Source organism: Haloplanus sp. GDY1, assembly GCF_023703775.1.
In the GTDB taxonomy this organism is placed as follows: Archaea; Halobacteriota; Halobacteria; order Halobacteriales; family Haloferacaceae; genus Haloplanus; species Haloplanus halophilus.
This window is the reverse complement of the sequence record NZ_CP098515.1, coordinates 103,882-119,696: the sequence shown is the minus strand read 5'-3', so window position 1 is coordinate 119,696 and position 15,815 is coordinate 103,882. Positions and strand designations below refer to the sequence as shown.

11 protein-coding genes and 2 pseudogenes are annotated in these 15,815 nt (G+C 54.7%); 5 read left to right on the top strand and 8 right to left on the bottom strand.

Annotation, left to right across the window (positions count from 1 at the left end):
• Nucleotides 1–36 precede the first annotated feature (36 nt).
• Both NBT67_RS16615 and NBT67_RS16610 read right to left on the bottom strand, forming a co-directional pair.
• A complete protein-coding gene (locus NBT67_RS16615) occupies nt 37–663 on the bottom strand; it encodes a tyrosine-type recombinase/integrase (RefSeq protein ID WP_256474721.1) in 627 nt (208 codons plus the stop codon).
• A gap of 537 nt (nt 664–1,200) precedes the next feature.
• A pseudogene (locus NBT67_RS16610) lies at nt 1,201–1,649 on the bottom strand (RNA-guided endonuclease TnpB family protein); the annotation flags it as partial.
• Between the two features lie 403 nt (nt 1,650–2,052).
• On the opposite strand from NBT67_RS16610, the pseudogene NBT67_RS16605 reads away from it, so the two are divergent.
• Nucleotides 2,053–2,268: pseudogene (locus tag NBT67_RS16605) on the top strand (IS6 family transposase); the annotation flags it as partial.
• Between the two features lie 127 nt (nt 2,269–2,395).
• Here the strand turns inward: NBT67_RS16605 and NBT67_RS16600 are convergent.
• Nucleotides 2,396–3,016 carry a DUF7509 family protein gene (locus NBT67_RS16600; protein WP_251344427.1) on the bottom strand — a complete coding sequence of 207 codons (621 nt, stop codon included), beginning with the start codon at nt 3,014–3,016 and terminating at the stop codon, nt 2,396–2,398.
• A gap of 96 nt (nt 3,017–3,112) precedes the next feature.
• On the opposite strand from NBT67_RS16600, the gene NBT67_RS16595 reads away from it, so the two are divergent.
• The 3 genes from NBT67_RS16595 to NBT67_RS18275 all read left to right on the top strand — a co-directional run bounded on the left by NBT67_RS16595 (nt 3,113) and on the right by NBT67_RS18275 (nt 5,676).
• Nucleotides 3,113–3,523, top strand: a complete 411-nt coding sequence (locus NBT67_RS16595; protein ID WP_251344426.1) for an ArsR/SmtB family transcription factor — start codon at nt 3,113–3,115, stop codon at nt 3,521–3,523.
• Between the two features lie 624 nt (nt 3,524–4,147).
• On the top strand, nt 4,148–5,392 hold the full coding sequence (locus NBT67_RS16590; RefSeq protein WP_251344425.1) for an RNA-guided endonuclease InsQ/TnpB family protein: 1,245 nt from the start codon (nt 4,148–4,150) through the stop codon (nt 5,390–5,392).
• Between the two features lie 128 nt (nt 5,393–5,520).
• Nucleotides 5,521–5,676 carry a DUF7983 family protein gene (locus NBT67_RS18275; protein WP_484494555.1) on the top strand — a complete coding sequence of 52 codons (156 nt, stop codon included), beginning with the start codon at nt 5,521–5,523 and terminating at the stop codon, nt 5,674–5,676.
• 355 nt (nt 5,677–6,031) lie between these two features.
• Here NBT67_RS18275 and NBT67_RS16585 read toward each other — a convergent pair whose 3' ends face one another.
• The 3 genes from NBT67_RS16585 to tnpA form a co-directional block, all read right to left on the bottom strand.
• Nucleotides 6,032–7,288 carry a Cdc6/Cdc18 family protein gene (locus NBT67_RS16585; RefSeq protein ID WP_251344424.1) on the bottom strand — a complete coding sequence of 419 codons (1,257 nt, stop codon included), beginning with the start codon at nt 7,286–7,288 and terminating at the stop codon, nt 6,032–6,034.
• Nucleotides 7,289–7,944: 656 nt separating this feature from the next.
• Nucleotides 7,945–9,183 carry an RNA-guided endonuclease InsQ/TnpB family protein gene (locus tag NBT67_RS16580; RefSeq protein WP_251344423.1) on the bottom strand — a complete coding sequence of 413 codons (1,239 nt, stop codon included), beginning with the start codon at nt 9,181–9,183 and terminating at the stop codon, nt 7,945–7,947.
• On the bottom strand, nt 9,180–9,569 hold the full coding sequence (gene tnpA, locus NBT67_RS16575) for an IS200/IS605 family transposase (protein WP_251344422.1): 390 nt from the start codon (nt 9,567–9,569) through the stop codon (nt 9,180–9,182). The genes NBT67_RS16580 and tnpA overlap by 4 nt, the downstream gene beginning before the upstream one ends.
• Nucleotides 9,570–9,817: 248 nt before the next feature.
• Between tnpA and NBT67_RS16570 the strand changes: the two genes are divergently transcribed.
• Entirely contained in the window at nt 9,818–11,224 is a 1,407-nt protein-coding gene (locus NBT67_RS16570) for an ATP-binding protein (protein ID WP_251344421.1), read from the top strand.
• A gap of 193 nt (nt 11,225–11,417) precedes the next feature.
• Here NBT67_RS16570 and NBT67_RS16565 read toward each other — a convergent pair whose 3' ends face one another.
• Together NBT67_RS16565 and NBT67_RS16560 are read right to left on the bottom strand one after the other, a co-directional pair.
• Complete coding sequence (locus NBT67_RS16565; protein WP_251344420.1) at nt 11,418–12,230, bottom strand: undecaprenyl-diphosphate phosphatase; 813 nt, start codon at nt 12,228–12,230, stop codon at nt 11,418–11,420.
• 219 nt (nt 12,231–12,449) lie between these two features.
• Entirely contained in the window at nt 12,450–14,822 is a 2,373-nt protein-coding gene (locus tag NBT67_RS16560) for an STT3 domain-containing protein (RefSeq protein WP_251344419.1), read from the bottom strand.
• Between the last annotated feature and the right edge of the window lie 993 nt (nt 14,823–15,815).

The following is a 15,815-nucleotide window of genomic DNA, read 5'->3' as shown; positions in this document are numbered from 1 at the left end:
ACGCGCACTTCGCTATCAAATTAAATGTGGTGATCTCTACGAAGGATTGCATTCAAGCGTCTGAAAGTGACGATATTCTTTCTTGGTTGCGAGAAGAGTCGTGTATCGTAGGCGGTTGCGAACGTCATCGAGTGTGTATCCCTCTTCTTCTCGGAGCATCCGCCACGCAGTACTGTGGCGAAGTGTCTGTGGAGACACGTCCGAAGGGATCCCACGTCCTTCAACAGAAAACGGGCGAACCTCAGCGCGTTCTGCACACCGGTTAATAACATCGTTGATCGCCTTTGGGGACATTCGAGAGGTTCTTTGACTCGGGAATAGTGCTGATGATGAATCACCTCTTGACGAGAGCCATTCACGGAGTGTCTGCACCGTGCAGAGATTACCACTTCGATCCAGTTCCAACGTCATAGTTTTGGGAGAGATTTTCGAATAGTCATTCTGAATCCCTGCAGGGATACGAACCGTCTCGTCGTCAAGGTCAATCATGTTACGATCAACCTTGGTGAGCTCAGTACGACGCAATCCCGTGTCGTATACTAGTGTGATGATCGCATCGTTTCGAGGGCCGTGGCGTCCCTCATAAGCGGCGTCACGCATGGCCTCAATCTGCGCCGGCTTGAGAAATAGAGTTGCATCTGTGTTCTTGACAACATCTGACATTGGTGGCACTTAACACTCTCCCTCCTATTCAACGATGGGAATCCATCTATATCGAGAGATCAAGATCTTATCGTGAAAGTTTGACACGACAATCAGATATCCTGAGTTAACTCTCCTTGTTACAAGTACAATCACTACACAGAAGCGTAGTCAACGAAAAGCCTCCCTCCCCTAAGGGGAGGCATGCAAAACATGACAGACCATACCGAGCCTGTCTGGCAGTATTCGCTGCCATGTTGTACCTAGTAATCATCTCAGATAAAATTGACTGTGAACCACTCCCTATCAATAGCCTGATAGTTCTCGCTTGAGGCAGTGGCTTCCTGTTTCAGCGGTAGTGCCGTCCGTATCGTGAGCGTATGTGAGAATCCCCACGTCGAAACCGACGCCTTGCTCAGCATTCTTCTGCTCTGTTGAATAGCGGTGCTGGCCGAGCCAACCAGAATTTGAGTCGGCTTGTTAGTGGTTGGTGCGAGTAGTCTCAAGATCGGTCCCGTCTCACTATGACTCAGAAGCCGCTATTCAACACGGCAGATTCTTCGGCTTCTGCGCCGGGTTATCCGGAGTTTCGACGTCAACGATACCGTACCACTTGGCGGTGGGTTCTCGCTTGACCGTGACGATCTTGATATCGGCAACATCGGGAAGGTCACGGTGGAAGGTAATGGGATTTCTCCGAGTGTCAAGAGCCACAGTCGCGTCCGACTGCTCGTGTTCTTGAGCTTGAAGCCGGATTGGCTGTAGGTGAAACTGCAGTACTCGTCCGGTGCCTTCCATATGAGTGTCCCGACGCAGTAGCTGCTCTCTTTGCATCCGCGAAGCATCGAAAGGGTGTCGTATAATCGCTGAACGATTTTCTGTAGGACGCTCGAGTGAACTTGTTTCAGGCTGTTCCACCACGTCATGAGGCTCGGCAGGAGTTTCTGTTCGCTGTATGCCGAGGTGTTGTCAGTGCGATTGAGTCGATGAAGGGTGTGGCGCTGTATTCCTCCCTCCTACTCACTCCGGTCGCTAGTTGAGGAAGAAGTCTTAGCACCTCAACTCAGGCAAATTTAACAGAGTCCCTACCTGCTACCACACCTCTTATTAAGCACCTGCTAACAGTATTAGTGGGACGCGGCAACGTTCCCCTTGGTGCCCCCCCATAGCCGCGTCCTAATATACGGAGTAGTGATCAAAAGGGACCCGTACGAGTTTTGTGAACACCACCATCGGTTTGGCATCGAGAGCACACCTAGTTACTATTTGTAGATAATTTCCTATTCAGTCAGTCAAAGAGGATAATATTTGATCAACCAACACTCTACCTCTGTCAGAGGTCCGGTTATCACGAAGCGACCGCTGATGTCCTACAAGCCAACGATCTCGCCGGCACAACTCCCGACAGATCTCGTCGACAGTGCGAAACCGCTGAACGACGCTTGCCGACGCCACGGCCTCGATTGCAGATACGAACGCCACGGCAATCGGAATGCCGTCGAACGTGTCTTTCGTGAGGTAAAGCGCAGAATTGCCAGTTTCTCGAACTGTTTTAGCAATACCGAAGCAGAAACTGCAAACGAGTGGCTCAGATCGTTCGCCTTCGCATGGAATCAACTAATCTGAACAGGACCGCTTGGAGGACCCATTCGTTTTAATTGTTTTCAGGCGCTAAGTCCCCTTCCTCAACGAGCAACGCAGGCCGAAGGCCGAGTAGCGCAGTAGGGAGGGGATACATCGCCGTCATCGTCTTCTAATCCAACTGATCGAGTTCCCCCCGTCGTTCGCGATGCATAATTCCGCCGGCGAACCGCCGTAGTTTGGCCGCGAGTTCGTCCTCAGTCTCGTAGGTTTCAACGCGCAAATCCCACCGGACGGACGCCGACCGGATCATCGCACTCGTCACGTCATCCTCGTGGACGAAAATCAACCGCTCCCCGTGGGTTGCCGCAAGATTTTCGAGAATACTACCAGCCTCTTCTCCAACGCCAAAATTGTGGCCAAGAAACGGCACCACGAACGCGGTTGCGTTGCTACAGCGTGCGTACTCAATGCTCTGGGTCACCGCATCGACGTCGTCTGTGTCGATGTCGACGTCAAGTGCGAGAAATGCATTCACTCCCGGGTCGGTCCGAAGTTCCCCTTGTACACGTCGCAAGAGTGCCTGTGCCGCGTTGATGTCGTCCTTATTCCTGAAGAGTCGGCGTAACGGTCCAGGAAGATCGTCGACGTCGATCTCGCGCCGGTCCTCCTCGCTGAGGACGTAGTTGAGGTTGAACGACTTGTACGGCCCCATCAGATAGAAGAGAAACCGGTCGTATGTCACACGCCCGAACCGGTCAGCGATCAGCTCGCGCGTGATTTCGACGGGCATATCGGACCCTATTCAGCGAGAGTATAAAAAGAGGTGTTTTTGAGAATTTCCGGCTTGACAACGACTAAGCGTCTCCGCCGCATAGCGTGACGTACGATGGCGACGGATCAAACGCGGACGGTTGGTGGCGACGCCCCGGACGATCCGGCAGACCTGCTGCCCGAGGAGAGCATTCTTAGCCTTGAGGAGTACCTCGATATGCACGCGGCTGTCGGTCACCGAACCCGCTATGAGATCCTCTATCGACTCGTTCACAACGGTGAGATGAGTCCGAAAGAACTCGAAGACGCACTCGACATCGACGACAGTACACTCCACTACCATCTCAACAAGCTCGTCGACGTCGGCCTCGTCGAGAAGCGCCAGCGCACGGAGCGCGGACAGGACGGCCTGTACACGTATTATCGAGCGACCGTTTTCGGTGAGGTGACGCTCACTGACGGCGTCGACGAGTTGATCCGTGGCGAGCAAGCATTCGAAGAGATGTACGACAGTTCGACCGCCTAGCTGCGATACCGTCGCCGCCGTTCACACGCGTTTGACGGACTACCCTTCTCAACACGAAGCGTTCCCGGAGCTTATCGGCGACTAGTAGTCTTATCTAACAGTTCACATCTTTTTCCTCCCTCAGATTTGATAAGGTTCTGAGCAATTAGGGTTAGAGACACCCACCGCTATTTCAGGAATTAATCTAGCTGGAAGAACATTATACCCCAGAATCGGAGTGAGTTCGTAACTGGAAACTGGAGAGTGGTCAACACTCGATTTGGGTTGAGAGGGGTAACGAATGGCCTCAGGACCCCCACCACCGTTTCAGCAATTCACCCAGATTAGCTGAATCGAGGCACTAAGCCCCTTTCTCAAGGAGCAACGCAGGGAGCAAAGCGACCGAGTAGCGCAGTAGGGAGGGGATACAGTGCTGCACAGTTCTCAAACACGTTCGACGCTCGGCCCACAGGCCCACGCCACCGAAGACACTAATATATAATGTGCATAGTGTGCATTACGGTGAAACGGAAGACAATCACCATTCGGGAGGACCAAGACGAGTGGATTGAGGACCAACACCTCAACCTCTCGTCGTTTGTCCGCGAAAAACTGGACGAACTAATTGAAGAACGAGAGTAACAGATGTACTACGCCTACAAGTACCGTCTCACGCCGTCCGACGCCCACCGCGAGGAGTTGGACCGCCACCGAGACATTTGTAGGCAACTGTACAACCACACGCGCTACCGCCTCAACGAGTACCGAGAGAACCACGGCGAATTGCCGTCCATGACTACCCTGCGGTCGGAACTTCCCGACCTCAAGACGTGGTGGGACGACCTCTCGGACGTGTACTCGAAAGTTCTCCAAACCGTCGTTGAACGGTTGTTCGACAACGTTAAAGGACTCTCCAAGCTCAAGGAGAACGGATACGGCGTCGGCCAACTCAAATGGAAGCCACCACGGGAGTTCCGCAGTTTCACGTATAGTCAGTCTGGCTTCAAGCTCGACAAGAGGGGCGGTCAGACTGTCCTATCACTCTCGAAACTCGGAGATATACCGATTCGGCTCCACCGTGCCATCCCCGACGACGCCCAACTCAAGCAGGTCACGCTCAAGAAGGAACCGACGGGCGAGTGGTTCGCCACCTTCGGCATCGAAATGGACCGCGAACCACCCGCGAAGCCCGAAAACCCCGAGAAGTGCGTCGGCATCGACGTGGGGATTCTCACGTACGCTCACGACACCGACGGCACGGCGGTCGGGTCGCCAGACCTCTCCGACGAGCGCGAACAGCTCGAAAGCGAACAGCGCGACCTCTCGCGGAAGGAAAACGGCTCCGCGAATTGGGAGAAACAACGGCAGGTCGTGGCTGAACGCCACGCCACCCTCAAGCGAAAGCGCCGCGACTTCTTGCACAAGCTCTCGAACTACTACGCTCGGGAGTACGACCTAGTGGCGGTAGAAGACCTGAACGTGAAGGGGATGATGGAGTCGCCGTCGAACAGCCGCAACACGGCATCTGCCGCGTGGCGGACGTTCCTCTCGTTGCTCGAATACAAGTGCAAGCGAGAGGGAACGCACTTCGTCGCGGTCAACCCGAGCGGCACGACCAAGGAGTGCGCGTCGTGCGGCGTCTCGACGGAGAAACCGCTGTGGGTTCGGGAACACTCCTGTCCTGCCTGCGGGTTTGAGACGGACAGGGATGCGAACGCGGCGTGGAACATCCTTTCTCGCGGTATCGAAAAAGTAGGAGTGGGACACTCCGAACGAACGCCTGTGGAGACTGCGCTTCCTGTGGATACCGATTCGGTATCTGCAAAGCGCGTCATAGAAGCAGGAAGCCCTACCCTCAAGGAGCGAACCGCGTCAGCGGTGAGCGAGTAGGGTAGTTCACAGAGTGAATCAAGTACCCAGCGGCTAACCAGCATGTTCTTGTACTGTATCGTGTGTTTGATCTGGAATCGACCGTCTCCACTATTTCCCACGGGAATTGCTGAAACGGTGGTGGGGATGTGATCTGTCTATTTTTTCTGGAACCTCCCGTTCAGCGTCACGCGAATGATCTCCGACAAGACATCTGCGACGCCTTATTCGGTAGAATACAACACCAACCAGTGTACGCTCAGTACGGTTCGATCCAGCGCACGAGCCGACGGTCGAGTCGCTGAATGACGAATCGGGGACCTCACCGGCTTCGATTCAGCACGAGAATTCTATTTTGATTCGCTAAGTACGTCAATCGTCCCGCGGTCCATACGTACTGCTTCCGATAGAAATGAGGACTGTACCCTCCGGTGTTTCCGAAGCTTTGCTACCCCTCCACCATTTCCGAAGCTTCTACTATACAGCTCGACTAGTCTTACCAAACTCCTCAGCACTATTTGTTCAAGTTGTTTGGTAAGACACACCTAGCAGTATACGCTCTCACTCTACTATTTTCGGAGTTTTAGGACAATCCTCACCCTCCGTCGTTTCCGGAGCTTTCAGGAACTCAGTACCACGTTAGAAATCACGAAACTGGGTTCAGTAGTCGGAGATATCCGACTGGAGGAGGTTGTTATCGTCGGCCGTCGACTCGATGATGTTCGCGAGTTCTTCGAAGCGGGTCGTCGACAAGAGGACCTCCAGCACGGCTTTCAGCGGAACGTCGAGTTCGTACTCGTGATACCGGCCAGCCGAGAGCCCCTCGTTCCGTTCATAGACGCTGATGAGCCCGAGCATATTCATATCCGAGAGGTGGTCGCGAACACGGCGTTCGCTCACGCTGTCGGCGTCAAGCCGGTCGCAGATCTTCACGTACCGTTCGTAGAGATCGCGAGAGCGGATGGGGACATCATCGAGCGCCTGGTGGTATGCGAGCGCACAGAGGACGGCGTGTCCCTGTGTCGTGAGTTCCTGCATCCCCTCGTAGAGTTGGTCCTTTTCGAGCTCGTCCTGGGCGTCCCGGACGTGCTCCTCGGTTACCGTGTCAGAATCGGCGGCTTGCGCGAGCTCGCCGGCCTCACGGAGCAGTCGGATCGCCTGCCGGGCCGATCCCGTGTCTTGGGCGGCAAACGCCGCACAGAGCGGGACGACGTCATCCGCTAAGACATCGTCGTGGAACGCTTTCTCGGCACGTGGGTTGAGAATCGAGCGTAGCTGATTCGCGTCGTATGGGGGGAAGAGAATCTCTTTTTCGGCGAGTGTATCCTTGACCTTCGGCGAGAGGTTATCCCGGAACTGGAAGTCGTTGCTGATGCCAACGATCACCGGGCGGACGTCGTCGACGTAGCCGTTCGACCGTGCTCGTGGGAGCCCGTAGAGGATGTCGTCGGAGTGGCCGATGTTGTCGATTTCGTCGAGGACGATTACGACGGTACCACCGAGCGCGTCGAGTTCCTCGTAGAGGATGTCGAAGACTCGTTGCTGAGAGTAGCCGGTGGTACTGATGCGGTCTTTGTCCTGGCTTTCGCGAAGTTCGTTGACGAGGGCGACGGCGACCTGGTAGGATGAGGAGAGGTTCTCGCAGCTGACCCAAACCGTCGAGAGATCGACGTCATCGTATTCGGCTGCGTCGTTCTCGAGATGGGACAGCATAAACTTCGTCGCCACGGTCTTCCCCGTTCCCGTCTTACCGTATAGAAAGATGTTCGACGTCGGTCGGTTATCGATGATCGGCTGGAGGGCTCGTTGATATTTCTCGAGTTCCTCGTCCCGTTCCCGGATATCCTCGGGCTCATAGGAGTCGTCAAGTGGTTCGGCATCAGCGAACACCTGACGGTCTCGTTGGAACATCCCCATGATAAACCGCCACACGGGATGATATGATAAAACCACCGCTTCCTTAGTTTCCGGAGCGTCCGAAGCTCGGTTGTTTAAAGGGATTCCCACACCACCGGTTCCGAAGCCCCGTTTCTTTATAATACCCTCTCACTCCACTGTTTCCGAAGCTATCGAAAAGACGCGGGCTACCGTCCAGCAGAGGTACTATACAAGACAAAAGAACTAAGATACTCACTGTAAAACAGTAACCGTAATACCGAAAAAACAATACTCTAGAAAAAGAATATGTTTGGAGTGGGAGGACAGAACTCGTGGAGCGGATCGTCTTCTCGGCAATCTATGCCGTCTTTGTCGTGGCCTCCTTCCTTCTCTCGTGGATAGCTCCGGAAATGGTGGAGTGAGGGTTCGCGTTACTAGCCGTCAGCAAAAGCTTCGGAAACGGTGGAGGGTTCGTGGACTCTATCTTCTCCGATTTGTCCTGCGGCTTCTTCCCTTGAGCGCCTCTCAGCTCCGAGTTAGTTCAAACTGCGTGGCAGGGAGTGTGAGCCTCCATCGTGGTCAGCGACTCCATGGACGACAGCCGTCACTATGTACGTCACTTGACCTCCTCCCGCGCCTGAAGACGCGGGAATCCCGCCACGGGATTTCAGGCCGAGTGCAACGACCCTGTGGTTTCAAGACGCATACGTTCCAAGCGTCAACTGCTGGATTTCAGCATCGGCTTGGCTGTCTTGTGGCGCGGTCAAATGCGCCCCATCCTCAGCCGAGTCATCGTCGTTCTCGTGTTCTCTGGAAGGACTCTCTCCGCTGAGGTAGCGGTCTGCGATGTTTATCGCCCCGTTCACGTCCGCTTGGTACTCACCCATCCAGCAGTCGTCGTTCGTACACTTGAACGTCGCCTGTTTCGGACGATATCCGACTTCACCGCACGCATGGCACTCCTTCGACGTGTTACGCGGATTCACCGTCTCGACGGGAATCCCCTTTTCGACGGCCTTGTACCGTATCTGTGCGTGGAGTTTGGCGAACCCCCATCCGTGAAGACGGCGATTCATATACTCGCTGTAGTCCATCGACTCCCGAATGTACGTCAAGTCTTCCAGCACCAGTACGGGATTCTCGACGGACTCGGCGTACTCCACGACTTCGCGGGTGACGCGGTGGAACACGTCGTCTATCTGGTTCCACAGGTCGTCGCCGAACGATTCGGCGATACGGTTGCTTCCGCGTTCTTGAAGCCGTCGCGTAGCGGTGAAGTAGGTCTTGCGTAGACGACGAACGGTTTTGCCTTCGTCAGCCCATAGTTCGGGGCGGGTCGGAGAACCGTGGTCGTCGCGGTGACACACCGTGACAAGTGACGCTTCTCCAATGTCCACTCCGATAGGCGTCTGTTCATCGGTGGACGCCTCGGAACAATCCTCCACGTCGCGGGTGGCGGTGACGTGGAGATACCACGTCCCGTTCCGCTGGAACAGCCGACTCTCACCCATCTCCGCGTCACAAGCGTTCAACGCTTCCAACCAGTCCCGTTGGTTGGGATTCGGCTGTGCTGGCATCCAGAGGTGGTGGTCCTCGTGGTGCGGGATTTTGACGTACCACTCGATAGTGTTCTCGGGCTTGTGGTTGAGGCGTAGCCCCTCGTTGGTGAACCGAACAGGGTGGTCATCGTGAAGTTCGCCCGCATTGTAGGTTGTCGTCAACTGCGGGACGTACTTCTTGAGGGCGTTTTTCGCGTACCCCGACAGGTCGTAGTTGACCACCACGTCGTTCGCTTCGGTTTGCGTGGTGCTACCAGCGTCGAACGCATCTCGAAGGGCCTGTTGGTAGGCGTCTCGTGTCTCGCGGAGTTTCCGCCGTTTGTGTGCGTTCGGGTCTACCAGTTTCAGTTCCAGCGTCTTGGTGAGTTCGGTCATTGGTCGCCCTCCCCGTGACGCTGAATGTAGTCCTGTACCGTTTCGCTGGATACGTGCCCCGCCGTCCCTGCGTAGTAGCCCCGCGCCCATCGAATCTTCTCGCCCTCGTTGTCGGCGTAGCGGTGGTTGTATTTCCGCGAGGAGATACCCTTGAACCAGTTGGCGAGAAGTGAGGGCGCGTGTTTCGGTGGGCTACTGACGAACAGGTGGATGTGGTCGGGCTGAACGGTCAGGTCGATAATCTCTAAGCCCTTGTCGTCGGCGATTTCGTGGAGGATGTCTCGCACACGGTCGGCGACCTCCTTGACAAGTACCGACTGTCGGTACTTCAGCAACCACACTATGTGGTAGTTGAGGTTGTAGGTCGCGTGCCGTGTGGTCTTCATCCGTATTGCACACTATGGTTCGTCGGCGTCTTAATACCCTCGGTGAAGCGTGGGAAATCCAGTAATGGCGGGATTCGTGGATTGACGCACTATGCCTATCGCTTGACCTCCGCCTGAAGACGGAGGTATGCGCTATCGGTCTGTATCATTGGCCCTCTATATTAGAGCTCAGAATATTATCGTGCAGACTATTATAGTTCTACCTCTAACTTCGAAGCACGTATGTTCTCCCCACCACGACTGGGAGTATGGACCAGTTCGTCAATCGTCTCGATGAACTCGATCGGTTGCAGGCCCTCTACGAGAGTGACGCTGCAGAGCTCGCCATTATCTATGGGCGCCGTCAAATCGGCAAGAGCGAACTCGTCCGCCAATCGATTGCCGACCGCGACGATGCTGTGTACTATCAGGCAGTCCAAGGAACAGCGACGACACAACTTAGGCGATTCGTCGAAGCAGCAGCGACGACCTATCCAGACATCACGGCCGTCAAAGAGGAATGGGAACCGCTCTTGACGTACCTCACCGACAGAGACGCCATCATCGTTATCGACGAATTCCCGTACCTCATCGAATCGAACGAGGGGTTCCCGTCGGTCATTCAACACCTGTGGGGTACAGCTGTCGACGAGAGTCAGGCAACGCTCGTACTCACAGGCTCTGCAATCGGTATGATTCATACCCACGTCCTCGATGGCGGTGCGCCACTCTACGGCCGGGTATCTCAGACACCGAATGGCCGTCTCGAACTCGCCCAGCTGCCGTTTCGCTCTATCCAAGAGTTCGTGCCGACGTACGATCCCGAAGAACGGGTATTCGTCTATGGCGTCTTCGGTGGCACACCCCGATATCTCAGCCCACTCGATCCATCACAGAACCTCGGAGAGAACATCACGCGGCTGCTGTGCGACCCGGATGGCCCACTCCACGACGAGCCTGAAACCGTCCTTCAGATGGAACTCACCGAGGTGAACACGTATTTTTCCGTACTGGAATCGATGGCCAGCGGGAACCGCAGTCGAAACGAGATCGCCCAGGGAGCCGGCATCGAGAGTACCAACACGTCGTACTACTTTGACCGGCTGGAAACGCTCCAGATCATCGAGAAACACCATCCAGCACTCGCTGACCCGGCACGCAGCAAGCGGACGCGATACAAGATTCAGGATCCAGTATTCCGGTTTTACTTCCGGTATCTCTACGGCCGTGGAGGCCAGTACGAACTTTACGGCGAGAACGCCTACGCGGATCTCATCGAACCGGAATTGCCCGACTTCGTCAGCGAAACATTCGAATCGCTCTGTCACCAGGCGGTGCCGGCGCTCTATGCAGACTACCAGCTCACACAGGTGCCACGCCAGTGGTGGTACAAGGGCCGGGAGGTAGATGTCGTCGCCCCAACTGATGAGTCAACGCTAATCGCCGGCGAAGCGAAATTCACCAGCACTCCCCTCGGCTATGACGTGCTTTCGAATCTCGAAGACGACGTGGAGCACATCGACTGGACACCCACTGGAGGTGATGAGCCGACATATGAATTTGCCCTGTTCAGCCGTTCTGGCTTCAAACGCTCGGTTGAGGAAGCTGCAGACGAGCGTGATGACCTCCGTCTCTTCGATCTCTCCGATATTGTTGCCATTCTCGAGAGTGACTGAAAGCAGCTGTCACGCCGTTTGCCGTTTGGTCCTCCAACGGAGAGCCGTAGCGTCTGCGACTGACCACTCCGTCCGTTTGAACACGGTCTCAGCCGCCATTCCAGTCGAGATAGTGGTAGATACTCGACATTCAAAGCCGAGTTAATAGTTAGTATCTCATAAGACGATTCTTCTCCTTCCTTCTCACGAGAAGTCACACCAAGAGAATACCGCCAAGGATAGCAAGACCTCCCAGACCAAGGCAGACGGCCCAGAAGGATACCCGATTGACGACTCGCATGAGTGCATCAATCGTAAGATATCCAACAACAGCTGCCGTGACCAGAGCAATCGTACCACTCACAAGCGTCAGGCTAGCCAATCCAGTATCAAAGGCCGCTAAGAATCCCCCGCCGAGTGCGGCTGGAATCGAGAGCAGAAACGAGAGTCGGAACGACGTGGGGGCCTCGTAGCCACGCAGAAGGAGGACACCTGTCGTCGAGCCAGAGCGAGAAATCCCTGGAAGGATCGCAAGGCCTTGGGCAATCCCAACCAAAACCGCATCCCAGAGTGTTGGTGTCTTCTGGGAAGTGTCCTCGACCGTGGTTGAGAGTCGCTGAAAGACACCAGTCAGCAGAAGCAACACACCAATGACGATGACAATAGCCCCGCCAGTCAACGCAGAGACGAGTTCCGAGAGAAGCAGATATGCGCTCAGGCCAACGCCACCGGAGACGAGTGTCGCGACCGCAAGAAAGGTTGTTTTCGCATACGCTTCCTGACGTGCCACTTCCGGACGCCATGTTCGAATCGTTGCCAGCTCAGTAGCGATTTCGTGGCGATAGTATGCTGTCGCAGAGAGTGCTGTCCCGAGATGGAGAAAGAGGGCAAAGGCCACTGCTTGTTGGGGACTTTCTCCAAGCCAAGCGAGTACAATTGTGATATTTCCCTCGCTAGAGATGGGGAGCCACTCAAAAATGCCCTGAAGCACACCAGCAGCGATTGCGACGAGTACTGAGCGATCCATACGTATTTGCCCTCCTGCCTCGCGCCGCACGAGTGAAGGATCACCCTACAGAATTTCAGACTAACGTAACAGCCTGTTGGTTTTATTTGAGTCCGAGGAGGGTGTAGAGCGGGCTGTGGACGCCCCAAGTCGAAAGCCTCTCGGAGATAGAGGAACCTTCCACGGAGCCCCCTGCCTCACGGAGCAAGCGCGTCAGCGCGAGCGAGTAAGTGGGGTAGTTCACGCCTCAGCAGGAACTGAGATGGTCTCATTCGCGGTGATTGCTGTTGGCGAGACCTGCATTTGACTGCCACCAACCGTATACTCTCCCGGATACGGAACGGTGACCGCGTACTGCCCAGTCGAATCTGCTTCAACCGTGCGCGAATAGGTGAATTGCTCCCCGGTAACGGACTGAGTTGTCGAGACGGAGACTGTTGACCCAGGTGGGGCTGTGCCAGCCAACCGCGCGCCTGGAACAAGGGTGAAGACAGTTAATGAGGCATCGTCGCTAATATAGACTAGGCGGTAATGGGATAATCCGGACGCAGCAGCACTCTCGCTACCATAGTGGGTGTGGAGGCGAGTCTGTAGTGATTCAGCAGTAAAGTCCGGTCCTGGTGGTGAGTCTCTCAGGACGATAAAGCCAACTCGATCATGAAGTTGAGAGTACCATTGTTCCCCAGCGGAGGATGTGAGAAACTCACCGTAATGTGATTCCGCATACTGATATGATGCTGCCTCACCACTTACGAAATAGTTGTAGAATCGATTCTTTCCCCAGATACTGAGTACGTAATTCTCAGGATACTCCCAATCCTGCTCAGCCGAATACTCGTCCATCCACGTCACAGCTTGGTACTCTTCATCTGAGATAACCAGCTGATTCGTTTTTAGCGGGGTCATTGCAAAACTCATACTGCCGATTAACAGGAAGGTCACGAACAGTAAAAGGACAGTTCGGCGATCAGGGATAGACAGTGATACGGGTTGAGACGGCGTACCGGTCGATTCTGGCGGCCTATAGTCACTGAAGTCAGGAAGCCCACGTGAGAGATCAATCCATGCGGTGAGATGCACAAACCCAAGGCCAGCAAGCACTGCGATGGGAATCGATAGTTCACCAGCAAAGCGGAGTTGAACTACGGCAAGGATCAAGAACGTCCACCCGTACACGACTGGGACAAGGGCTACAGAGTCATGCTCTCGATATGCTCGAAAACTGAGCCAGCAGAGGTACGGTAACGCAAGGAAAAGGACCCATCCAAATAGGAACGCAGGACCAAAGATCGAGCCAAGTCTCCCACTGAGTATAGATATCGACTCAGCGATCCCCTCTGTTTGAACTAAGAATGTACGCCCGCGGGCTAGTGTCGTTGCGACACTTGGAACGAGTTTGGGGAGCAGATTAACGCCGGCAAGGAGCCCGACAACTTCACCCGTAGCGACGTATTTCGGGGAGAGATCCCATCTCCAAGCACCTTCAGCGAAGAATATGATCCCACTGCTCCCAACAAAGAGGAGAAATGGAGCAGACACTACGGCAGACGTATGCCAGGCGAGGCCACGATGAGCAAGGTACACAAGCAGTGAACAAAAGCCCAATCCAATCAAAACCGGACCGCCAAACCGGAGAGGTGATCGATCTGCCTGGATATCGAGTAGGGAGCGGGTTGCAAGGAAGAGGCCAATCGGGAGAAGCAGGAGTGGCCCAGCCTCCCAGGCAAGAACCTGTCCGGTAGTTGCAAGCCCGAATCCCCCAATAGCAATCCAGAGTCGCGAGTCTCGAAGTTTATGCTGCTCAGAAAGAATAACAAGCGTCAGCATCGTGGCGGCGAGCCAGAAATAATCAAATGCATGATGATCAGCAAATCCAAGCCCACTCCGGAATCCGTGGACAGGAATTATCGCGAGCATTCCCACAGTTGCAACACCGACACGCCGGTCGGCAAATAGGCGGGTTGCCAGAAGGTATGTGATCCCTCCAACAAAGACAGCCGAGACGACCGGATACCACGCAAGCGTAACACCGGCCGCAGTCGAATTACCACCCAGAAACGTCGCGGCTACCACGAGCGTCACTACGAAGAGCGGCTCACCGTTCGCTACTGGTTCCGGAAGTGAACCCAGAGTCTTGAGAGTAATTGGTCCTTCAGTATTGGCGAGGAGGGTTTCTACCCAGTAGCGGTAGTAATATGGGTCATTTCCGAGAAGAACGATATCCCCATTCTGAAAGACCTGCGGATAGGCAAAGAGTCGAAATCCAACAACCAATAGGAGGCTTCCAAGTATAGCTCCGACTCGTTTCAGGGTAATATCAGACAAGACTCTCTCAATCCGAGTATCCTCACTCCCCTTCGACTGTGTCCTCTTGGGGGCATCACCGTGTAGTGCGTCTGCAACAGCCTGCCGATCAACAAGACGATAGCCCTCACCAGACTGTTCAGCAATCCCTCGGGACACTAGCTCCCCAAAGAGACCCGAATCAAGGGGAATTTCACTAAACTCCCACGTTCCCCGTTGGTCCTTCTTTACTATGATAGCCAGATCCTCTTCGAGATCGGGATACTCAGATAAAAGATTGTCAGTCTCTTCATAGATATCCGGCGGCATATCACCACTTCCGTTCAAATAGCACATAAATCCCGCGACTGTTCAGCGGGTTATTGACCTCCTCCCCGCACTAAACAGTAGTTGCTGAATCGGACTGACTGCTCGGCTCGTAGCTCTCGATATGGTCGACACAACCGAGGCAAAACATGCTGCTGTGCTGCCTCAACCCTCGTCTACCCGGCCCTAGACTTCGGAATCAAACCATGTGGGTCCTACACGAGAACAGACTTTGAGGAGGTCCACTCTTGAATCGCGTTCGATTCAGGAGTTCGCCAATACGAGTGGCAAGACCGTTCAACTGGCTTGCTCCGAGCCGGGTGACTCTACATCGACGGCTTGGAACCCACTCGCGAAATCGCTGCTCTACCATCTTCGACAGCTTAACGCGGCCGCCATCAACGCCTAGCCTCTTTCACGTCCTTCATACGGAGGGTTGTAACTGTGTACTGGTGGTTCGCCGAGCCGTCTTGGCGAACCACCGATAATGACGTAGAATAAACCGCCGTGTTGAATAGCGGTGCTGGTCGGGACAGTCGAAATTTGAGTGGCTTTGTCAGGGGCTGATGCCGGTGAGTTCAAAACTGGTGTCACTTCGTCATGGCTCAGAGAGCACTATTCAACACGGCACAATAAACCGTCTCAGTCACTTCGGTTGCTTCCTCCTCATGCCGACGTCGCGATCGACGGCCACGAGTGACAGGTCTACGGTTCAGCCGACACAGACCACGTCCTCATCACCTATCCTGATCTCGGAACGAACCGAGCGTACTGCTTTGCGACGCTCTGCATCGCCGCTCCCAGTGTTCGATTCACCCTCGCCGTGAGCTCGATAAACGCGATCGGCTTCCTGCTTCGCACGAAAGCCGATCGCTCACTCATCGTCAAAGCGCGTCGATATGTCTCAATCAGATACGGTTACCTCAACCGGCGATTCTACCAGGTTCACATCTTCGCAGAGTTAGACCGATCGGATATTATATTAGTTCATTATCC

Excerpts from the sequence above, each read along its gene's own strand:
- NBT67_RS16615 (WP_256474721.1), bottom strand. The coding sequence starts at position 663 with ATGTCAGATGTTGTCAAGAACACAGATGCAACTCTATTTCTCAAGCCG.
- NBT67_RS16600 (WP_251344427.1), bottom strand. The coding sequence starts at position 3,016 with ATGCCCGTCGAAATCACGCGCGAGCTGATCGCTGACCGGTTCGGGCGT.
- NBT67_RS16595 (WP_251344426.1), top strand. The coding sequence starts at position 3,113 with ATGGCGACGGATCAAACGCGGACGGTTGGTGGCGACGCCCCGGACGAT.
- NBT67_RS16590 (WP_251344425.1), top strand. The coding sequence starts at position 4,148 with ATGTACTACGCCTACAAGTACCGTCTCACGCCGTCCGACGCCCACCGC.
- NBT67_RS16585 (WP_251344424.1), bottom strand. The coding sequence starts at position 7,288 with ATGGGGATGTTCCAACGAGACCGTCAGGTGTTCGCTGATGCCGAACCA.
- NBT67_RS16580 (WP_251344423.1), bottom strand. The coding sequence starts at position 9,183 with ATGACCGAACTCACCAAGACGCTGGAACTGAAACTGGTAGACCCGAAC.
- tnpA (WP_251344422.1), bottom strand. The coding sequence starts at position 9,569 with ATGAAGACCACACGGCACGCGACCTACAACCTCAACTACCACATAGTG.
- NBT67_RS16570 (WP_251344421.1), top strand. The coding sequence starts at position 9,818 with ATGGACCAGTTCGTCAATCGTCTCGATGAACTCGATCGGTTGCAGGCC.
- NBT67_RS16565 (WP_251344420.1), bottom strand. The coding sequence starts at position 12,230 with ATGGATCGCTCAGTACTCGTCGCAATCGCTGCTGGTGTGCTTCAGGGC.
- NBT67_RS16560 (WP_251344419.1), bottom strand. The coding sequence starts at position 14,822 with ATGCCGCCGGATATCTATGAAGAGACTGACAATCTTTTATCTGAGTAT.